Annotated in this window: 11 protein-coding genes; 3 read left to right on the top strand and 8 right to left on the bottom strand. The window is 43.6% G+C overall.

The annotated features are described in order from the left end of the window. Positions 1–84: 84 nt before the first annotated feature. The 6 genes from EXU57_RS01215 to EXU57_RS01185 form a co-directional block, all read right to left on the bottom strand. A complete protein-coding gene (locus EXU57_RS01215) occupies positions 85–303 on the bottom strand; it encodes a DUF4287 domain-containing protein (RefSeq protein ID WP_133266339.1) in 219 nt (72 codons plus the stop codon). After that, positions 278–712 (bottom strand): DoxX family protein, encoded by a 435-nt coding sequence (locus EXU57_RS01210; protein WP_133266338.1) that lies wholly within the window; start codon positions 710–712, stop codon positions 278–280. Before EXU57_RS01210 ends, EXU57_RS01215 begins: the two co-directional genes overlap by 26 nt. Before the next feature lie 794 nt (positions 713–1,506). Continuing rightward, on the bottom strand, positions 1,507–2,577 hold the full coding sequence (locus EXU57_RS01205) for a PKD domain-containing protein (protein WP_133266337.1): 1,071 nt from the start codon (positions 2,575–2,577) through the stop codon (positions 1,507–1,509). Between the two features lie 399 nt (positions 2,578–2,976). After that, the gene (locus EXU57_RS01200) at positions 2,977–4,221 is read right to left on the bottom strand and encodes a glycosyltransferase (RefSeq protein ID WP_133266336.1); all 1,245 of its coding nucleotides are present in this window, start codon (positions 4,219–4,221) and stop codon (positions 2,977–2,979) included. 635 nt (positions 4,222–4,856) lie between these two features. Next, the gene (locus EXU57_RS01190; protein WP_133266335.1) at positions 4,857–6,167 is read right to left on the bottom strand and encodes an MFS transporter; all 1,311 of its coding nucleotides are present in this window, start codon (positions 6,165–6,167) and stop codon (positions 4,857–4,859) included. Between the two features lie 118 nt (positions 6,168–6,285). Continuing rightward, complete coding sequence (locus EXU57_RS01185) at positions 6,286–8,001, bottom strand: IlvD/Edd family dehydratase (RefSeq protein WP_133266334.1); 1,716 nt, start codon at positions 7,999–8,001, stop codon at positions 6,286–6,288. A 311-nt stretch (positions 8,002–8,312) separates the two neighbouring features. Between EXU57_RS01185 and EXU57_RS01180 the strand changes: the two genes are divergently transcribed. The 3 genes from EXU57_RS01180 (at position 8,313) to EXU57_RS01170 (ending at position 11,426) form a co-directional block, all read left to right on the top strand. Then, positions 8,313–9,185, top strand: coding sequence for a chlorophyllase/cutinase-like alpha/beta fold protein (locus tag EXU57_RS01180; RefSeq protein WP_133266333.1), 873 nt, complete (start codon positions 8,313–8,315; stop codon positions 9,183–9,185). Between the two features lie 7 nt (positions 9,186–9,192). Continuing rightward, the gene (locus tag EXU57_RS01175; protein ID WP_133266332.1) at positions 9,193–10,059 is read left to right on the top strand and encodes an alpha/beta hydrolase; all 867 of its coding nucleotides are present in this window, start codon (positions 9,193–9,195) and stop codon (positions 10,057–10,059) included. Between the two features lie 374 nt (positions 10,060–10,433). Further along, the gene (locus EXU57_RS01170) at positions 10,434–11,426 is read left to right on the top strand and encodes an SMP-30/gluconolactonase/LRE family protein (protein ID WP_133266331.1); all 993 of its coding nucleotides are present in this window, start codon (positions 10,434–10,436) and stop codon (positions 11,424–11,426) included. Positions 11,427–11,987: 561 nt separating this feature from the next. Here EXU57_RS01170 and EXU57_RS01165 read toward each other — a convergent pair. Then, a complete protein-coding gene (locus tag EXU57_RS01165) occupies positions 11,988–13,388 on the bottom strand; it encodes a family 43 glycosylhydrolase (protein ID WP_207955349.1) in 1,401 nt (466 codons plus the stop codon). Between the two features lie 727 nt (positions 13,389–14,115). After that, positions 14,116–15,735 carry a family 43 glycosylhydrolase gene (locus tag EXU57_RS01160; RefSeq protein WP_133266330.1) on the bottom strand — a complete coding sequence of 540 codons (1,620 nt, stop codon included), beginning with the start codon at positions 15,733–15,735 and terminating at the stop codon, positions 14,116–14,118. Positions 15,736–16,653 lie beyond the last annotated feature (918 nt).

Raw genomic sequence — 16,653 nt, 5'->3', positions numbered from 1 at the left:
GGATACCACGGTGATTGAAGCATCATTGTGCTTTGTGCCATCAACCCCAATCTAGCATATCCTCCTGTTTGCGCGAATGATTGCCTAACCTGTTTTGCCTTTAAATGCAGCATAAAGTGCCATCGCATGTCCATGTCCGAGTGCAAATTCTTTTTTCAACCAATTCGTGATCTCTGTGGCTTTTACCGTTGGCTTAATTTCTCCTTTCTCCAGGAAGCCTTTTTTCTCTGCAAGTATTTTGAATTCGGCGACGTCTTTACCGGTTTTCTCTTTTATGTTACTGATGTATGCTTGAAACGACATAATCGTTGGCTTTAAATGTTAGCTTACTATTATTCTGGTATCTGTTAAGTCTAAAATAGAAAATGTAAGAGGTAATAAGTATAGCCAGGAAAAAAAGCGGGAAGAAGGTCTGTCCGCCAAAGCCGTCTACCGCCCAATGACTGATACCGGCAAAGATAAAGTCAAAAGCAAAACCTGCATAGGCCCATTCCTTGATACGATTTGGAACCTTTGGCATTATCAAAACGATTGCACCCAAAACTTTGAAGACAACCAGGGCTTTGCCAAAGTATTCAGGATAGCCCAAATGCCGGATGCCTTCTTTTGCAAGTTCTGTGTGGGATGTTAGGGCTGGCATGACACCTTCCATCACGAATATAAGGATGGTAGTTGTCCAATAGATGATCTTTTCAGTCTTTGTAGTTTTCATGATTGTTGTTTTTTGATAATAGTACAAAGCTCGAACTTGCTATATAATTCCAGGGGTGCAGTTACGCCATTTTAGACCGCTTTTTGCGACAAAATTAGTCAGCTCTTTGAGGGAGGTTCATCTGCTTGCTACCATACCAAGCTGGTGATCCGAATCAAAAATAAATTGGACCTTGATGGTTTGTTTACAGGGTTTAAGTCGCTCTGAGGTCAAGCTTATTACATCTGAAGCACCTTTACCCAACTTGGAGCCTACAGTGGGTATGCCGTCAAGAAAAGAGAGGTCACCGGCAGGAAGATCAGGGTGTGGGGCTCACGCCATTGATTGCATCCACATGAATGGGCGTACAAAGAGTTTTTCGTTGGGCGAGGCAATGGTAAACCTACCCTCTATGATCGTTAGTTCCATCGAAACGACATCGGCAAAGTAACCTTTAGATTCAAGGTATGTTCAGGGCGCAGTGCCGGTTAAGGTAACGGTCCCACGCTTTTCTGAATAACGTGCCTGGGCGTAGCCCATTGTACTGCAATTAGGAATATGCTGAATTGAATAATGTTGAGTCTGGTTTATGCAAACTTGTGTTTATTACGAGTTTTTTTGATAGAACCCGGTTTACATGAGCCTAAGTGATCCGACATCGTTTAGTTAAGCGGATTCTTTGGACCCGGCTTGTACTCCATATCGTTACTCCGAAAATCAACTGCACAAACGGCTCAACTAAAAGATCATCGATAAATGAATGATTGTGTAGAATTGAACGCGTGATGTGCACGGTATAATTCACTATAAAAACATCATTTTACCGCCACATCCCAAACGTTAGCCATCCGGCTTTTACCTGCCGGACCTTCAACATCCAACACCACGATATACTTGCCCGGTTTTGTGTATTTGTGCACAGGATTTTGCTCGTTTGAAGAAGTGCCATCACCAAAGTCCCAATGCCACTTCTTTATTTCGCCACGGCTTTCATCTTTAAATAATACTTCCCGTTTGTTCATATCCGTAATCACGAATGACCATCCAGCTTCAAATGACTTTTTATATTTCTCCTCGAGTGGCATCAAGGTAAACAGCAGCCCCAGGCTTGCGTTACCATACATTTTATGGTGCTGCGATAAATTCCAGAAACCCTTGTTCTTTTCATCCTTTACATCATCATAATCAATCACCGCCCACGACAAGCCAATCTTTTTATTATCGTACAGTTTTGACTCCACTGCACGGGCAGGGCCCTCCGCACCTGCATAGTCGAACGGGGTAATCCAGAATTCAGCAACCAATTTACCTGGCTCTCCTGGTTTGAAATTGTAATTGTAAGCAATGTTAGCATAAGGCATCTGTTTGATCCATGGCTGGCTGCCCCAAGCCAGCGCCCAGTCTTTACCAACTGCCGGGGTGAAGATGTGGTAATTTTGTGCATGCACCCCATGGTATTCAAAATAGCGCTGCTGCCAGGGTATCTCCTGTTTTGGGTGTTGCTCATCGATCAGCGGACCGCCCGAAGCATCTCCGTCTACAACAATTTCTAAGATGTCGTTGTGCAAACCAGGCAGGGAAAAGTCCCAATAGTTATCAAAAGCTTCATAAAGAAAATACAAGCGATTCAAACCTTTTACCCAGGCCACTTTTACTTTAACATCAAGGTTCTTTGGGTCAGGTGCGGGGTAACGTTTTGAGTCGTCCCACAACTTGTCTGTACCCACGATGTACGATGTGGGAAAACTATCCCAGTCACCTGTTTTTCCATCAATCGTTGGGATCATGTTAGCCGGGAACTGGTAGATCTTAAAGCCTTTGTCCTCTTGTGCAAAGGCTGCCATGCACAGGAAGACTGATAAGATTAGTGTTTGTATTTTCCGCATTACAATAGTATTTCAAGCTGGTATGTGTATAGTACTTTGCTGTTCAAAAGCCCGGTAAGATATTGAAGAACCGCTAACGGTGTCAGAAAGCTCAATCTGTTCAACATTCTTGTTAGTAACCTGTTCTCTTTCCTCCACGGTTGCAGGCAGACCCTATAAGTGAACATCGGGGTCATGTTCAAATACCCTTTGCAATCCACTGCAGTTTGAAAAATTATATTCTACAGCATATACTTCAGTGAGCTATGCATCACCGTTCTGTTGGGCGCTCGTTCATTTTAATGTTCAAAATTAGGCTCGAGGATTTTTCGTTGTGTCCATTGGGCGTGAACACTCGCCGATCATCAATTTGTGCATTGAAGCCAGACCAAAGTTGTAATAGTAGCACGTAATCCGCCGCTAAGTCAAGTTGCTGTTAGCCGTGGTGTTTTCTATGTCTTCAATTGTCTTCTCAAGTCCATTTTCGCTGTTAACAAGTTGTTGCATCTGTCTTGCATTGTCATAAAGTCGATTGTTGGTCAACAGTTCCTGTACACCCTCAAAGAACATTTTCTCTGTCATTTTGCTGATGGGTGTGGGCTTAACTGCAACTCCTTTTTTGAAGGCGTGTTGCCCCCAAAAAAACTGGTCGCCAATGGGGTAAAGAATTGGGCAAATCATAAAAGGTTTGCCTGCTCTCAAACATTCGGCGGTTGTGCCAATGCCACCATGATGAATGATTGCTTTTGTAAACGGGAAAAGTTTGTCGTACGGTGCAGCTTCGATTATTTTAATCTTTGGATTGTTTTCAATTGTTTCTGTGTGGTTAAGTCCCCAACCTTTAACAACGATGATTCTCGTGTTAAATTTTTCAATGACTTTGATTATACCTGTCTGCAAATCAAACTTGCTCTTGAATGGCATACTACCAAAAGTCAGAAGCAAAGGCGGTTCTCCTGTTTTTAAAAACAATTCCAGGTCTGGGGTCAACTCCGTTTTTGCTGAACCAAACCAAAAGCCTGTAAATTTAGATTGGCTCGAAAAGTCGTGTGGAAGCGGTAAGAAACCGGGACTTATTCCATAAATATTCTTTATGAGGGGAACCTTGAATTTCTTGGATAAATTAAGCTTGTTTCTAAACTGACCAATTGGTTTCGAAAGTAGCTTTTGGCTGAGGGTTGAAAATGTATAGGTCAATCGGTTAAGAAATCCAGGAACAGGTAAACCACTCAAGGCGGGATTTGCAAATTCATTTGTCGGTTCTACGATTGGTAAAACTGAAGTCCGAATCATCTTTTCGGGGAACTGGTCGGCAAAACTGTCCGCTAATGTCTTAACGTGATAAAGAACAACGTCACTCTGTTTTGCCAGGTTGTAAAAGTCAACAAGGGAATTAGTGATTAAAGGATAAACCCAACTGTTCAGATTTCGCTTGATGGCAAAAGGATTTCCCTTCATCATCTTTTTGCCTTCTTCAGTGTTTAAAATCTGCTGAAAGTCCGCATCAACAGGTAAAAAGTCAATATGATAGGATTTCACAAGTTCCTCAAAATTTTTTGCCGTTGATAAAGTCACTTGATGCCCGCGCTGTTGCAGCGCTTCTCCTAAGACGGCATATGGTTGAACGTCTCCACGGGTTCCAAGTGTTAGTATGGCTATTTTCATTGTTTTATGGTCGCCTGGGTTGAAGATTTGCGAACCTTGTCGGGGGTTACAATAGACTGATAATTGAAAATCCGATATCCATGAGATCGCCGTGGTTTGTTATATACTGAAGTACAAAGTTTGGTACATCTGCCTAATTTTCACATGGTTGGTTGTTGTGGCGGGAGGGCGCCCGGCTGAAGCCGTTCGGACGGGAGTGCGACACACCAATAAATTGGGGGCACGGCGCAACGATGTACCATTGAAAACTGCCGCTGGGTCCAAAAGAATCTACTTATTCGATTGTTTACCGGTTTAAGCTATGCAGGATACGCCCAACCCGCCGGGTTCAAAAGACTTCCCCTCGAAGTTTCTCCACACATAAACTATGTAGTGTCTTCATTACCTTGACACCTTTTTGTTCATTTCAGAATCAATGCCGTTTACTTAAGCAAATTTTTATGGACCTGGCCACAGGAATTCTATAGGACATCGTTGCGTCGCACTCTTGTACGATTGGAAGTAGCTGGGCAAACAAATTACATAATCGGCTTAACTAAACGACATTGATTTCAGAATGTTTAGACTCACGCTAACCGCGAAAGTTAACCAATAGCCACAGCAATAGTATCTTTTAGACATTGCGAAGTTGTTCGCTAATGAATATCGTCTTCATCTTTAATCCGCTCAATTTTACCCACGATGAAAATATAAGAGCAGGCACCTATCACGGTTATTGTACCAATAAACAAAAGAGCAGGTTCGAAATTTCCGTCCCGCGCTAAAAACCCGATGACTATCGGAACAACGACAGAAGCCAGGTTGCCAATGAAATTAAATACACCACCGGTTAAGCCGATGAGGTTTTTGGGAGCTAAGGTGGAAACAAAGATCCAGGTGATTGTAGCAAAGCCATTACCAAAGAAAGCAAGCGCCATAAAAAAAATAATCCACGCCGTACTGTCAACATAATTAGCTCCTATAATTGATGCCGATAACAATAAGCCAAAAATAACCGGTGCTTTACGCGCTATGTTTACAGACACACCTTTTCGTAATAAATAGTCGGATAAAAAACCCGATGTAAGTAATCCTGCAAAGGCTGCAAGAAAAGGCGCAGACGCAAGGAAGCCGGACTTTAGAAAATCCAATCCACGATACTTTACCAGGTAAGTTGGAAACCAGGTTAGAAAAAACCAAAGGGTAGAGTTAACAGCAAACTGCCCTATGTATATGCCCCAAAGTTTACGGTACATAAATACCTTCTTCAGGTTTCGCCATTCGAATTTTGGCTTTGCCAATGTTGTGCCTGACGCCCTGTTTATTAACCCACCACCCCGTTCTATATGATCCAATTCTGACTGGTTTGCCATTGGATGGCTTGTTGGATCACGATATCGCCAGTACCAGATAATACCCCAAATGATACCTACTAAGCCAGTGACAATAAACAAACCTCTCCAACCAAGGTACAGTTGAATGAAGGCTAAAACAGGAGTTACAAAAGCGATTCCAAGAAACTGCCCTGAGGTATAAACAGCAATAGCCGTTGCCCTTTCATTGTCGGGGAACCAACTGGTAACAACACGATTGTTTATAGGATAAGCTGGTGCTTCGAAAACCCCTATTGCGAGCCTCAGACCAAACAATGCCGAAAAACCCCGGGCAAAGCCCTGGAAAAGGGTCATGAGTGACCATGTAATGAGGCTAAAGGTGTATAACACGCGTGGACTAAACTTGTCGACTAAAATGCCACCCGGAATTTGAAGTGCAGCATAGGTCCAGCCGAAGGCTGAAAATAAAAGGCCCAATTGTACAGATGTTAACTGAAGGTCTTCTGTAATCGCGGTAGCTGCTACAGATATGTTGGTGCGGTCCATGTAGTTGATGACAACACTTACAAATATGAGTGCAAGAATCCGGTATCTTATTTTCGATGGCCTGGCAACATTCGTTAGATTGTTCATTGGCAATGAGTGGTAAGTGTGTTCACATACTGCTGATAGTAGAATCTATCAGTACAAGTGAGTGACACAACGATGTTGAAAAAAGATCGAAAGCCGGCGTCAAAAAAACTCAACCCCATTAGTGTGAGTGACGGGTAACCTTCGACCCTGAACTTCCTACAAGATAATCCAGGTCTGCTCCTTTATCTGCTTGCTGCACATGTTTGATATACATGCTTGCATATCCCCTGTCTGCTACCGGATCAGGTGCCGTCCAGTTTTGTCTTCTCCTGGATAACACCTCAACAGGCACGTCTAAGTGTAACCTCCTGTTCGGAACATCCACTTCAATAAAATCACCATTTTCAACAAGAGCCAGGGTGCCTCCAATTGCCGCTTCGGGAGATACGTGTAATATAACCGTTCCAAATGCGGTACCACTCATTCTGCCATCTGAGATCCGCACCATGTCTGTAATTCCCTTTTCGAGGATCTTTTTCGGAAGCAACATATTTCCTACTTCAGGCATACCCGGGTAACCCACCGGCCCCACATATTTTAAAACCATAACGCAGGTTTCATCAATATCAAGGTCAGGATCATCTACCCTTGCATGATAGTCTTCTATCGTTTCAAACACCACTGCCCGTCCGCGATGCTTCATAAGCGCCGGACTTGCTGCTGACGGTTTTATTACCGCCCCGTTTTCAGCCAGGTTTCCTTTTAAAACAGCAATACCTGCTTCAGCGATAAGAGGCTCTTCAATTGTTGATATTACTTCGGTGTTGTAATTATGATAGTTTCCTTCGATATTATCGTGATGACTTTTACCCGTTACTGTAATGGCATTGATGTGCAGATGTTTCCTGATTTCATGAAGTATAACCGGAAGCCCGCCTGCATAGAAAAAATCTTCCATCAAATACTTTCCTGAAGGCATCAGGTTTAATAATAACGGAATCTTGCTGCCTAACTTGTCAAAATCATCCAGGTCTAAATCAATACCTATTCTGCCGGCAATTGCTAAAAGATGAATAATGAGGTTTGTGGATCCACCTACTGCAGCATTTACCTTTATCGCGTTCTCAAATGCGTCACGGGTTAATATCTTTGATAATCGAAGATCTTCTTTTACCATCTCCACTATTCTCATTCCACTTAAATGAGCCAGGATTTTCTTTCTTGAATCAACTGCGGGGATAGCTGCAGCACCGGGAAGTGTAAGACCTAATGCCTCTACCATACAAGCCATGGTTGAAGCAGTACCCATGGTCATACAATGACCTGCACTTCTTGACATACAATTTTCTGCGGCCAGGTAATCTTTAGGGGTCATTGCGCCCGTTTTCATATCTGCAGCAAACTTGATAACGTGCGTTCCTGAACCAATATCTTTTCCCTGGAATTTTCCATTCAACATCGGTCCGCCAGGAACAACTATGGTTGGAAGGTCTACACTGGCTGCGCCCATAACTGTTGCAGGCGTGGTTTTATCGCAGCCCGTAAGCAGGACTACACCATCAATAGGATTTCCACGTATCGACTCTTCAACTTCCATGCTTGCCAGGTTTCTGAAAAGCATTGCTGTGGGCTTAAGCTGGGTTTCGCCCAAAGACATCGCCGGAAATTCCAACGGAAATCCACCTGCCTCATATACGCCTCTTTTAACCACTTCTGCAATCTCTCTCAGGTGTGCATTGCATGGTGTTAATTCAGAAAATGTATTACAGATGCCTATTACTGGTCTTCCTTCAAATAGATGGTTTGGATATCCCTGGTTTTTAAACCAGCTCCGGTAGTAAAACCCCATTTTATCTGTTTTCCCAAACCATCCCTGGCTTCTTAATTCAGACATTGTATTCGTTTATAGTTGTGATTGATAAGTGAATATAAATTGCTTTGGTTAAATACAAAATAGAAAAACGCGGACAATCGGGTAAGATGGTGAATAGTTTTTTTCTGAGTCCTTCCTGCATGCAGCTATCGCAGATAGCAATCTAGAATAATTCGTATATCCTGCTATCTTTGAAGCAGTACTGTAACTTGCCGTAGTGAAATTTCTGCCTGCCTATTGTTTAGATCCTATGTCTTAAAGCTTTCATAGGTTTGACATCGGAAAATAACCGCGGTTCGATTTTATTCCCTTACCACCAACCTAACGAATGCATGAAAAAGTTACTTTTCGCAGTTTGCTTGTTTTGCTCAACCGGTAGCATTACAAACGCCCAGGTCGTAGATTTAAAGGTTATTGACAATGGTAGCAGTGGTCCTTACAAAGCAATTGCCGCGAAAGAAGCGACTTTGCCAGACTTCACAGTGTACAGGCCAAAAGACCTTACTGTTGCTTCCAAAGCAGAAGGTAAACTTCCGGTTATTGTTTTTGGCAACGGTGGTTGTTCCAACACCTCCATCACCCACGAAAAGGTACTATCCGAAATTGCCTCACACGGTTATATCATCATAGCCGTTGGCCCTTTGCCAAAAGAACCCCGGGTACCCGATGCCAGTACCCCATCAAAAATGCTTATTGACGCGATTGACTGGATGATTGCACAAAGTAAGGACAAGAACAGCGAGTATTTCCAGTCGGCAGATACAAACAAGATAGCAGCAGCAGGCCAATCCTGCGGCGGAGCACAAGTGGTATATGCATCCGCTGATCCCCGGGTTAAATCTTCCATTATGTTTAATTCAGGTATGGGTGAAATGACCATGGCCGGAGCCAGTAAAGAGTCATTGAAAAAATTACATGCGCCAATTGTTTACATCATCGGGGGCCCTTCAGACGTAGCCTTTGCTAATGCACAGTTGGACTACGACAGACTGACGCATGTTCCTGTGGCCGTTGCTGGTTTAGGAAACGGAGGACATATGGGTACATTCGGTGTCGAGTTCGGAGGCTCTTTCTCTAAAATAGCCCTTAAATGGTTGGACTGGCAGTTCAAGGCAAAGAGTTCGGGTGCTGAGGTATTTCTCGAAAACGACTTAACCAACTTCCCCGGGTGGACTGTAAAAGCAAAAAATTTCGCTTCAAAATAATTGTAACATGAAAATAATCATCCACCTTTTAATCGTGTGTTTTTTTGTTGCAGGTATACTCGCCTGTAATCGTGCTTTCAGAAAAAACACCAATGTCCCTCCAATGCAGGATACAGCATTCAAAACAGTCAGCATCGCAAAGAATATCCGCTATCGTGAAGGCAACAGTGCATCATGGGTTTTGGACATGGCCGTACCAGCTAATCAAACCGGCAAATTGCGCCCGGCTATTGTTATTGTTCATGGGGGCGGATGGAGTGCGGGATCGAAAACAGACCAGGTATACCAAAAGTTGATGCTTGAATATGCCCTGAAAGGATATGTTACCATCAATGTTAATTACCGCCTTACCGGCGAAGCGCCTTTCCCGGCTTGTATAGAAGATGTTAAGTGTGCCGTACGCTGGCTTCGTGCCCACGCCAACAAGTACCAAATTGACACCAATCGCATAGGAGGATACGGTCATTCGGCAGGCGCCCACCTTGTGCTAATGCTGGCCATGACAACAAAGTCAGCAGGCTTGGAAGGCGATGGTGGTTGGGATGGATATTCAAGCAGGCTGAACATGGTAATCGCAGGCTCACCGCCAACTGAGTTGGGGCGCCAATCTCCTATGGCAAAAAAAGAGTGGTGGCCGATTGCATATATATCGGCTGATCATCCTCCCATGTTCCTCATCCAGGGAACGGATGACAATATTGTTCGTGCACCTTTAACCGAAGATTTTGTAACTAAGATGAAAGCCGCCGGCGCCAACATTGAGTACCTGAAGATTGACGGTGTAGGACATGCTGTAGCTTATAACGAAAAACTTTCCATTACCGATCCGGCGATGGAAAAATTCTTTGCGAAGTATCTTAAGCCAGGGCAGTAAGCATTATAATTCTTAGCCGCTGAGGTCCTGTTATTCCGAGGTACGAGGAAACCCATCCAACATGGAAACTCATGGATGTATTGCATAGATCGTTCGCACGCCGAGAACCTCCTTCGTCAGCATGGGAACTAAAAGCAGTCACCCTGGCAACAAGGGATGTATGCCAGGTGTATAGCAAACGTATGGCAGTAGCGATTTCTGCATTGGATCCTACTCATGATACTATACCAGGTGTTCGTAAAGGCATCGCCTGAGCTGCAGGGTTTTGAACAAGGGAAGGCTCAAACAGATGGTGAAACAGGGAATTACATTTCGCTATGGACAGAACATTATACATTTACTTTGAACCATTTATCTATCTAACCTAATTAAAGATGAACAGGCACTTAATCATTCTTCCGATTTTTCTGAGCTTATGTTTAGCAGGCGTATGCCAGGATAAGTTCAGCGCGCAGGTTGTTAAGTTCAATCCTAAACTGGATGCAATCATTAGTGAGAACGCGGAAGTAGAAGTTATCGCCGAAGGTTTCCTTTGGTGCGAGGGCCCACTATGGCTCGAAAAAGAACAAATGCTACTTTTTTCAGACGTTCCGGCAAACACTATTTATAAGTGGACTAAGCAAAAAGGAAAAGAAGTTTATTTAACACCATCAGGATATACAGGAACGATTAAACGCGGTGGCGAAACGGGTTCAAATGGTTTATTGCTAAATAGAAAGGGACAACTTATTCTTTGCCAACATGGAGACCGAAGAATTGCACTAATGGACGCTCCCTTGAAGCAGCCGGCTCCAAAATTTATAACACTTGCAAACCTTTACAATAATAAAAAGTTCGATAGTCCCAACGATGCGGTGGTACGCAGCAACGGGGATATCTATTTTACCGACCCGCCCTATGGGCTGGAAAGAAATGTAAGAGATACAAACAAGGCTGCACCTTACCAGGGTGTCTACAAAGTCGATACAAAGGGAAAGGTTACTTTACTCACTGACACCATTACCCGTCCAAACGGCATTGCTTTTTTTCCAGGGGAAAAGAAAATATTGATTGCAAACTCCGATCCTCGTAAACCGTATTGGTATATATATGATATCAGTAAAGATAGGGAGCTTACTAATGGCCGGATTTTTTATGATGCCACCAACGAAGCTAAAACTGAACGGGGCGCCCCGGATGGTTTAAAGATCGATAAAAAAGGCAATGTCTTTGCTACCGGACCGGGCGGTGTCTGGATATTCGACAGCAATGGCAACGTGCTTGGAAAGATCAAAGTAAACGACCTGACATCAAATTGCGCTATTTCAAAAGATGGAACGCTTTACATAACGGCTAATCGTCGCGTGCTAAAAGTGAAGCTTAAGTAACGCGCAAAAAATCGCTATTGATTCTGGTAAACATTGCTGCACAAATTTGTGGCAGTTTCAACACGTAGTGTTTAATTAGCAGCAAGAGAATTGACAAATACCAACTAACATCAAACCCTTTGAGTTCATTTTAGGATAACGTGTAAGTTGCACAACGGGTGTTTCTGGTACGGCCAGCATATCGTGATGATACATCTTTGCCCGCCCGGATGAACCAGTTCGGACGGGCGTCGCATTCCGTTCATCTCTTGTACACTATTCAGCAGGTCGAGAACCCGGTAGAGTCAAACCTGCTTACCCCTGCAATCATTCATTTATTGGCGAACAGCGGAAACTCAAGCCATCTTTTTGAGTATCGATTATTGGATAACTGATAAGTACGGCTACGAACTTTTCCAATTATAATTCTATTCCGTTTATTAAGCAAAGGCTTTTGGACCCAACTAAAAGATGGCTATTTAACATCCTTGCGTCGCACTCTTGTACAATAGTAGTTGCCTGAGCCAAAAAAACTGTTTATCGCTTTAAGTAAACGACATTGAATTATGAACTAGTAACGGGTTACTTCTGCGCTGTAGACCTTTTTGGGGGCACTACAGGCCAGCCATTATCCCAGGCAAGCTTATCTATCCCCAGCCGGTTTCCCTGCCTGGTATAAGCATGATAAACGAGGTAATCAACGCCGTCGAATGTATAGGCGGAGTTATGTCCCAATGCAGCGATTACTCTGGGTTCGGTGGAATCTCCTCCAAGAACCAGTGTTCCGCCACCTTTCGCCAGGTCAACCCCGTCCTTGTCGAGATAAGGACCGGTAATTTTTTCTGATCTTCCAACACGGATATTGTAAGTAACACTGTCAAACACGGTACAGCATCTTCCCCACGATGTAAAAAGATAATAGTACTTATCTTTTTTAAATATAAATGAACCTTCTATAGCATGTGGCCTTTCGCCTGCTTTATCATCCGGGGTCTTTAATATATCCCTTCCACGGCTAGCTATTGTTGACCATTTTTCTGGCTGAGCAATAGATTTTAGATCAGGATTTAATTTGACCAATTTAATTCCATTCCACCAAGAACCGAAATTCAACCAGGGAGTTCCTGTTTCATCAAAAGCAAGGTTTGGGTCAATTGCATTCCACATATCCCTCCCCGTAACTGACTGCACCACTTTCCCTAAATCCACCCATTTATAATCGGGAGACGAGCGATCGAGCGTTTTATTTGTAGCCACACCTATTGCAGAACTGTTCGCTCCAAAACTGGAGACACAATAATACAAGTACCATAAGCCGTTGTGGAAAGTGATGTCGGGAGCCCAGTAAGAACCGGCCCTGATACCTGCTTCTCTAACCCATGCAGGCATGGCGTCAAAAACAGGAGGTTCTTTTTTCCATGTTGTCATATCTTTTGAAGACCATACACCTCCCCCGGTATAGAACACATAATAAGTGTCACCTTCCTTAGCCATAACAGGGTCATGTACATCGGGTGTTGTAGTGATTGAACCGACGGGTAGTCCGCCACGACCTCCACCAACCTGGCCAAAGCCCTGGGTTGCAGGACGTGCTTTTGCAATTACATCGTATGCAGTCTTCTGAGAAGCATTTAAAACCTTAATGAAATTCTTCTCGTTTGCCTGCATAATTTCCAGGCGCTTAGGTTGTAAAGCTGCGAGTTGAGTGGGCCTGTCGGCCGCATCGGCAGGAATGGTCGCGTTCAAAGCGTCTAAGGCTTTATTTTGGCCAACAAGAATAGCCAGGACTTTTGTTTTCTGGTCCGGGGTCAGGTTAAGTGAAGCGAAACCCGGTCCGTCAAGGGTCCGCTGAGCCCTCACCTCAGGCGTTGCAGCTTGTTGTCCGGCACCCTGCCCAAGGCCTTGTCCACCAGCTGGTGGCTGTGCGGTACCAAACAGTACCATATTTACAAGTAATACAAAGATAGTTACACCTTTTTTCATTGTGTTTCTGTGGTTATCTTATGCGATATTGTTAAGTCTACTTTTGATTTTGCCACCGGCCCCGGTTGAACAACAGGCCCCCTGCCCTCCTGTCACAAGTATCATCCCGAGTCTGTTTCCATATTGCCGATATGGATGAAACAAGTTAAAGAAAATATAGTAGAAGGCTTTGGTAAGATATAACATCGACTTAGTACCAAGTGACATTTTCTTCGGTACGTTCTTCTAAGCTATCCTGCGACAATGATGTGAAATGTATGCTTTTCATTCAAGGGCTCGTTTTCGTCATTACATCGTGCATCCTTCAACAGCCTGCTGGTGATTAGGAAACCGCTTGTCCCCAAATGAACTTTAGGCAGTAGACTTAGCACAAGAATGGGAGACAGAATGCCTGGTACTATAGATTTCCGAAATTTTCATTTTATGAAATTTTATTGAGTTCCTTGCTGGCTTATTTTCCCCAGGATGGTTTGCAGTACAAGCCTCCGCCCGAACGTCGTGCATATGGGCGTGCAACGATTTACTACTCCCAAGCGGTGGCTCGGTTCATAGGGAATTGCTTAACTAAACGAATATGCATTTACATGCATGATTATCTTACCAGGCCGCAAGTCCAACCGGCGAACAAAAATTACACATTGCTGGAGTACGGACAAAGTATACCGATCAAAATAGGCTACGAAGCAGTGTGAAAATGCCCTGCTGCGTTTGCAGCTAATCAAAAATGCTATTCTTTCAAAAGGGATATATCATCCACATAACAAAAGGAGTTGGCCGAGCCATCCGCGAGAAATCCAATCTCCAATTTCTTGCCGTCAACTCTTATGTTGTCAATTCTGATAACCTCCCATTCGGTGGTTGCTTTTTTAATCTGATGCCTGAAAGTCTTGCCCGTGGACGTTGCATACATTTCGAGATTGTTGAACCCATTGCTGTTTTTCACTTTTGCTATTAAAGTATAATTGCCGTTCTCCAGTTTTACATATGGCGAGGAAGAGATGGTCTGAAATACTTTGCGCTTGAACGATACCTTGTCACTCAGGTTAAGGCTTTTTTCACCAATAACAACCTTTCTTTCAGCGTCCGTATTATTGTGGTTCAGGACAGGAGATAAGGAGCTGTCCTGGCTTATGAGATTGCCTTTCAGCACGACGCTGGTCCAGCCTGTCAGTTGATCCTGCACAGGCTTTACGGGACTGGGGATTAGTTTCCGGTCGGCTTCAAAGCTTCCATTCATTACAAAATTGTTGCCGGCAGCTACGGTCCATTCACCTGTTTTTGCATCCAATTTCCAGGCGCTGAGAGAATTGAAATAGGGCGTAGCTCCATCAAAGGAAAGTGGTACCCATTGGTTATACCCTAGTCCGTTACCTGCAAAATTGGCCCAGCGGTCCCCGCAATAAACCACCGTTTCTTGTTTGCTTCCTTTCACGTTTACAAAAAAGCCCGTTTGCGTAACGTGTGCATAATCTTCGGTGGCGCCGTTAATGATCTTCATGTTGTTTTCGGGAAGGTAGGGTCCGCGAATGTTGTCTGCGACCAGGTAGTACGCCAGCGAAGCATCCCAACCGTACAAATTCGATGCAAACATGTAATACTTGCCTTTGTATTTAAACATGCAATTTCCTTCCCTACCGGCGCCCTGGAAAATCCTGGTGCAGTCCAGCAGGTTCACCATGCCGTCTTTTACACCAATCTCCGATACGTAGATTTTATTTCTTCCCTGTCCATACGAATATACAAGGTAAGATTTGCCGCTGTCTTCGTCGGTAAACACGGTTTGATCGCCCGTGTTGGGCGTGCCGATCATTTCCTGCATACTGATGCGCTGATGCCAGGTAAAAGGGCCGCCTGGCGAATCGGAGACGGTAATCAGTACCTGGTTCCCGTGCTGCACTAACATCGCATACTTTTTCAGCTCCTTCACATAAGCTACACCGAGGCGGCCTACCCAAAAGGTTCTTCCGTGCGCATCCAGTTCTTCTTTGGTCAGCACGTTACCTTCAAAGGTCCAGCTTACCAGGTCGGTGGAAGTGTAACAGGTTACGGCAGCAAAGTTGGTGCGCGGATGCGTAATGGAGGGATTGGAGCGATAGGCCTCGGCTTCTTTGTAATGTACACCGTACCAGTAGTATTTTTCTTTGTTGGTTTTAGGATCGGTAAACCGGAAAATGCCTCCTCCCTGGCTGTAAATCGGTTGGCCATCTACAGTGTTCCAGAATATGTCGTTTTCGATGATCCCTGCCGCTGCTGCGGAAGAATTCGCCTGAAACCCACTCAGGGGTTGTGCCGCAACCTTAATCCAAAATAGCAACGTACAGGTGAAAGTTAAAAGCAGTGTTTTCATCTATTGATTTTTGCAAATGAGTATATGTAGGAACAGGAATTAGAAAAGAGTACTAAATGTAGATATTACTGGTTAATCCTTGCGGGAAGCTGTCTTTTTAAAAATCAACTTAACAGGCAACTGCATATCAGTCGCTCTTTTGTCAACTAATATATGTCAGCTGCTTTAAAGGTAAATGGGGTAAAAAAGATAATTATGCAATCGAATCAAAACCTGGAACAAATCTGTAAAGTGAAGTCCAGGAAAGAAACACGTATATTGCTGTGATGTAACGATCAACAGGCCTTAGCATTCAGTCACCTGATAGTTTTTTTGACATCTTCGTACGTGAACAATAAGCTGCGTTGATTAACTGCCCGCCCGCAAAAAGATTGATGTAGCCGACATCAGTTTTGGATTTTGCTAGTTGCGACGTGGTACCTCTCTTCGTATGCCCACGAACTAATAAGAGAAAATCGCGTCACAAAAGGTACAAAAAACATTATCACGATTATTTAAACCATTTGCAACAAACTGGCCGATTCAGCTCCACGGAAAATTTTTGAATTCAGCAGCTAAAAGTGTTTCCGTAGGCACCCGCAAAGTAAGGATTGGATGGTCTAAGAATTAACTTTGCAACTACCATGTATTGTACTTTCTATATTGAACATATCCAACTACCAATGCGTCTGCGAGCAAGTTGAGATCGGCGCAAAAAAATTCATTTGCCTTTTCTTGCAAATAAAATTCGAGTTATATATTTTTAACGACTCAGCAAGACATCAATAAACCACCTGCGTGGTTGATAGGCATAATCATGCATTTGAATAGTCAGGTAAAACATCGATTGAGCACGATATCAAAATAAATTGATACTGTAATTCATTATTGTATCTGGTATAGTCTATCTCTTATTGAGAATAGTCTATAGTTTTTTTT

It is taken from the genome of Segetibacter sp. 3557_3 (assembly GCF_004354985.1).
Classification (GTDB): Bacteria; Bacteroidota; Bacteroidia; order Chitinophagales; family Chitinophagaceae; genus Segetibacter.
The sequence above is the reverse complement of the archived record's forward strand: the minus strand, read 5'-3'. Positions and strand labels throughout refer to the sequence as shown.

Excerpts from the sequence above, each read along its gene's own strand:
- EXU57_RS01215 (WP_133266339.1), bottom strand. The coding sequence starts at position 303 with ATGTCGTTTCAAGCATACATCAGTAACATAAAAGAGAAAACCGGTAAA.
- EXU57_RS01210 (WP_133266338.1), bottom strand. The coding sequence starts at position 712 with ATGAAAACTACAAAGACTGAAAAGATCATCTATTGGACAACTACCATC.
- EXU57_RS01205 (WP_133266337.1), bottom strand. The coding sequence starts at position 2,577 with ATGCGGAAAATACAAACACTAATCTTATCAGTCTTCCTGTGCATGGCA.
- EXU57_RS01200 (WP_133266336.1), bottom strand. The coding sequence starts at position 4,221 with ATGAAAATAGCCATACTAACACTTGGAACCCGTGGAGACGTTCAACCA.
- EXU57_RS01190 (WP_133266335.1), bottom strand. The coding sequence starts at position 6,167 with ATGAACAATCTAACGAATGTTGCCAGGCCATCGAAAATAAGATACCGG.
- EXU57_RS01185 (WP_133266334.1), bottom strand. The coding sequence starts at position 8,001 with ATGTCTGAATTAAGAAGCCAGGGATGGTTTGGGAAAACAGATAAAATG.
- EXU57_RS01180 (WP_133266333.1), top strand. The coding sequence starts at position 8,313 with ATGAAAAAGTTACTTTTCGCAGTTTGCTTGTTTTGCTCAACCGGTAGC.
- EXU57_RS01175 (WP_133266332.1), top strand. The coding sequence starts at position 9,193 with ATGAAAATAATCATCCACCTTTTAATCGTGTGTTTTTTTGTTGCAGGT.
- EXU57_RS01170 (WP_133266331.1), top strand. The coding sequence starts at position 10,434 with ATGAACAGGCACTTAATCATTCTTCCGATTTTTCTGAGCTTATGTTTA.
- EXU57_RS01165 (WP_207955349.1), bottom strand. The coding sequence starts at position 13,388 with ATGAAAAAAGGTGTAACTATCTTTGTATTACTTGTAAATATGGTACTG.
- EXU57_RS01160 (WP_133266330.1), bottom strand. The coding sequence starts at position 15,735 with ATGAAAACACTGCTTTTAACTTTCACCTGTACGTTGCTATTTTGGATT.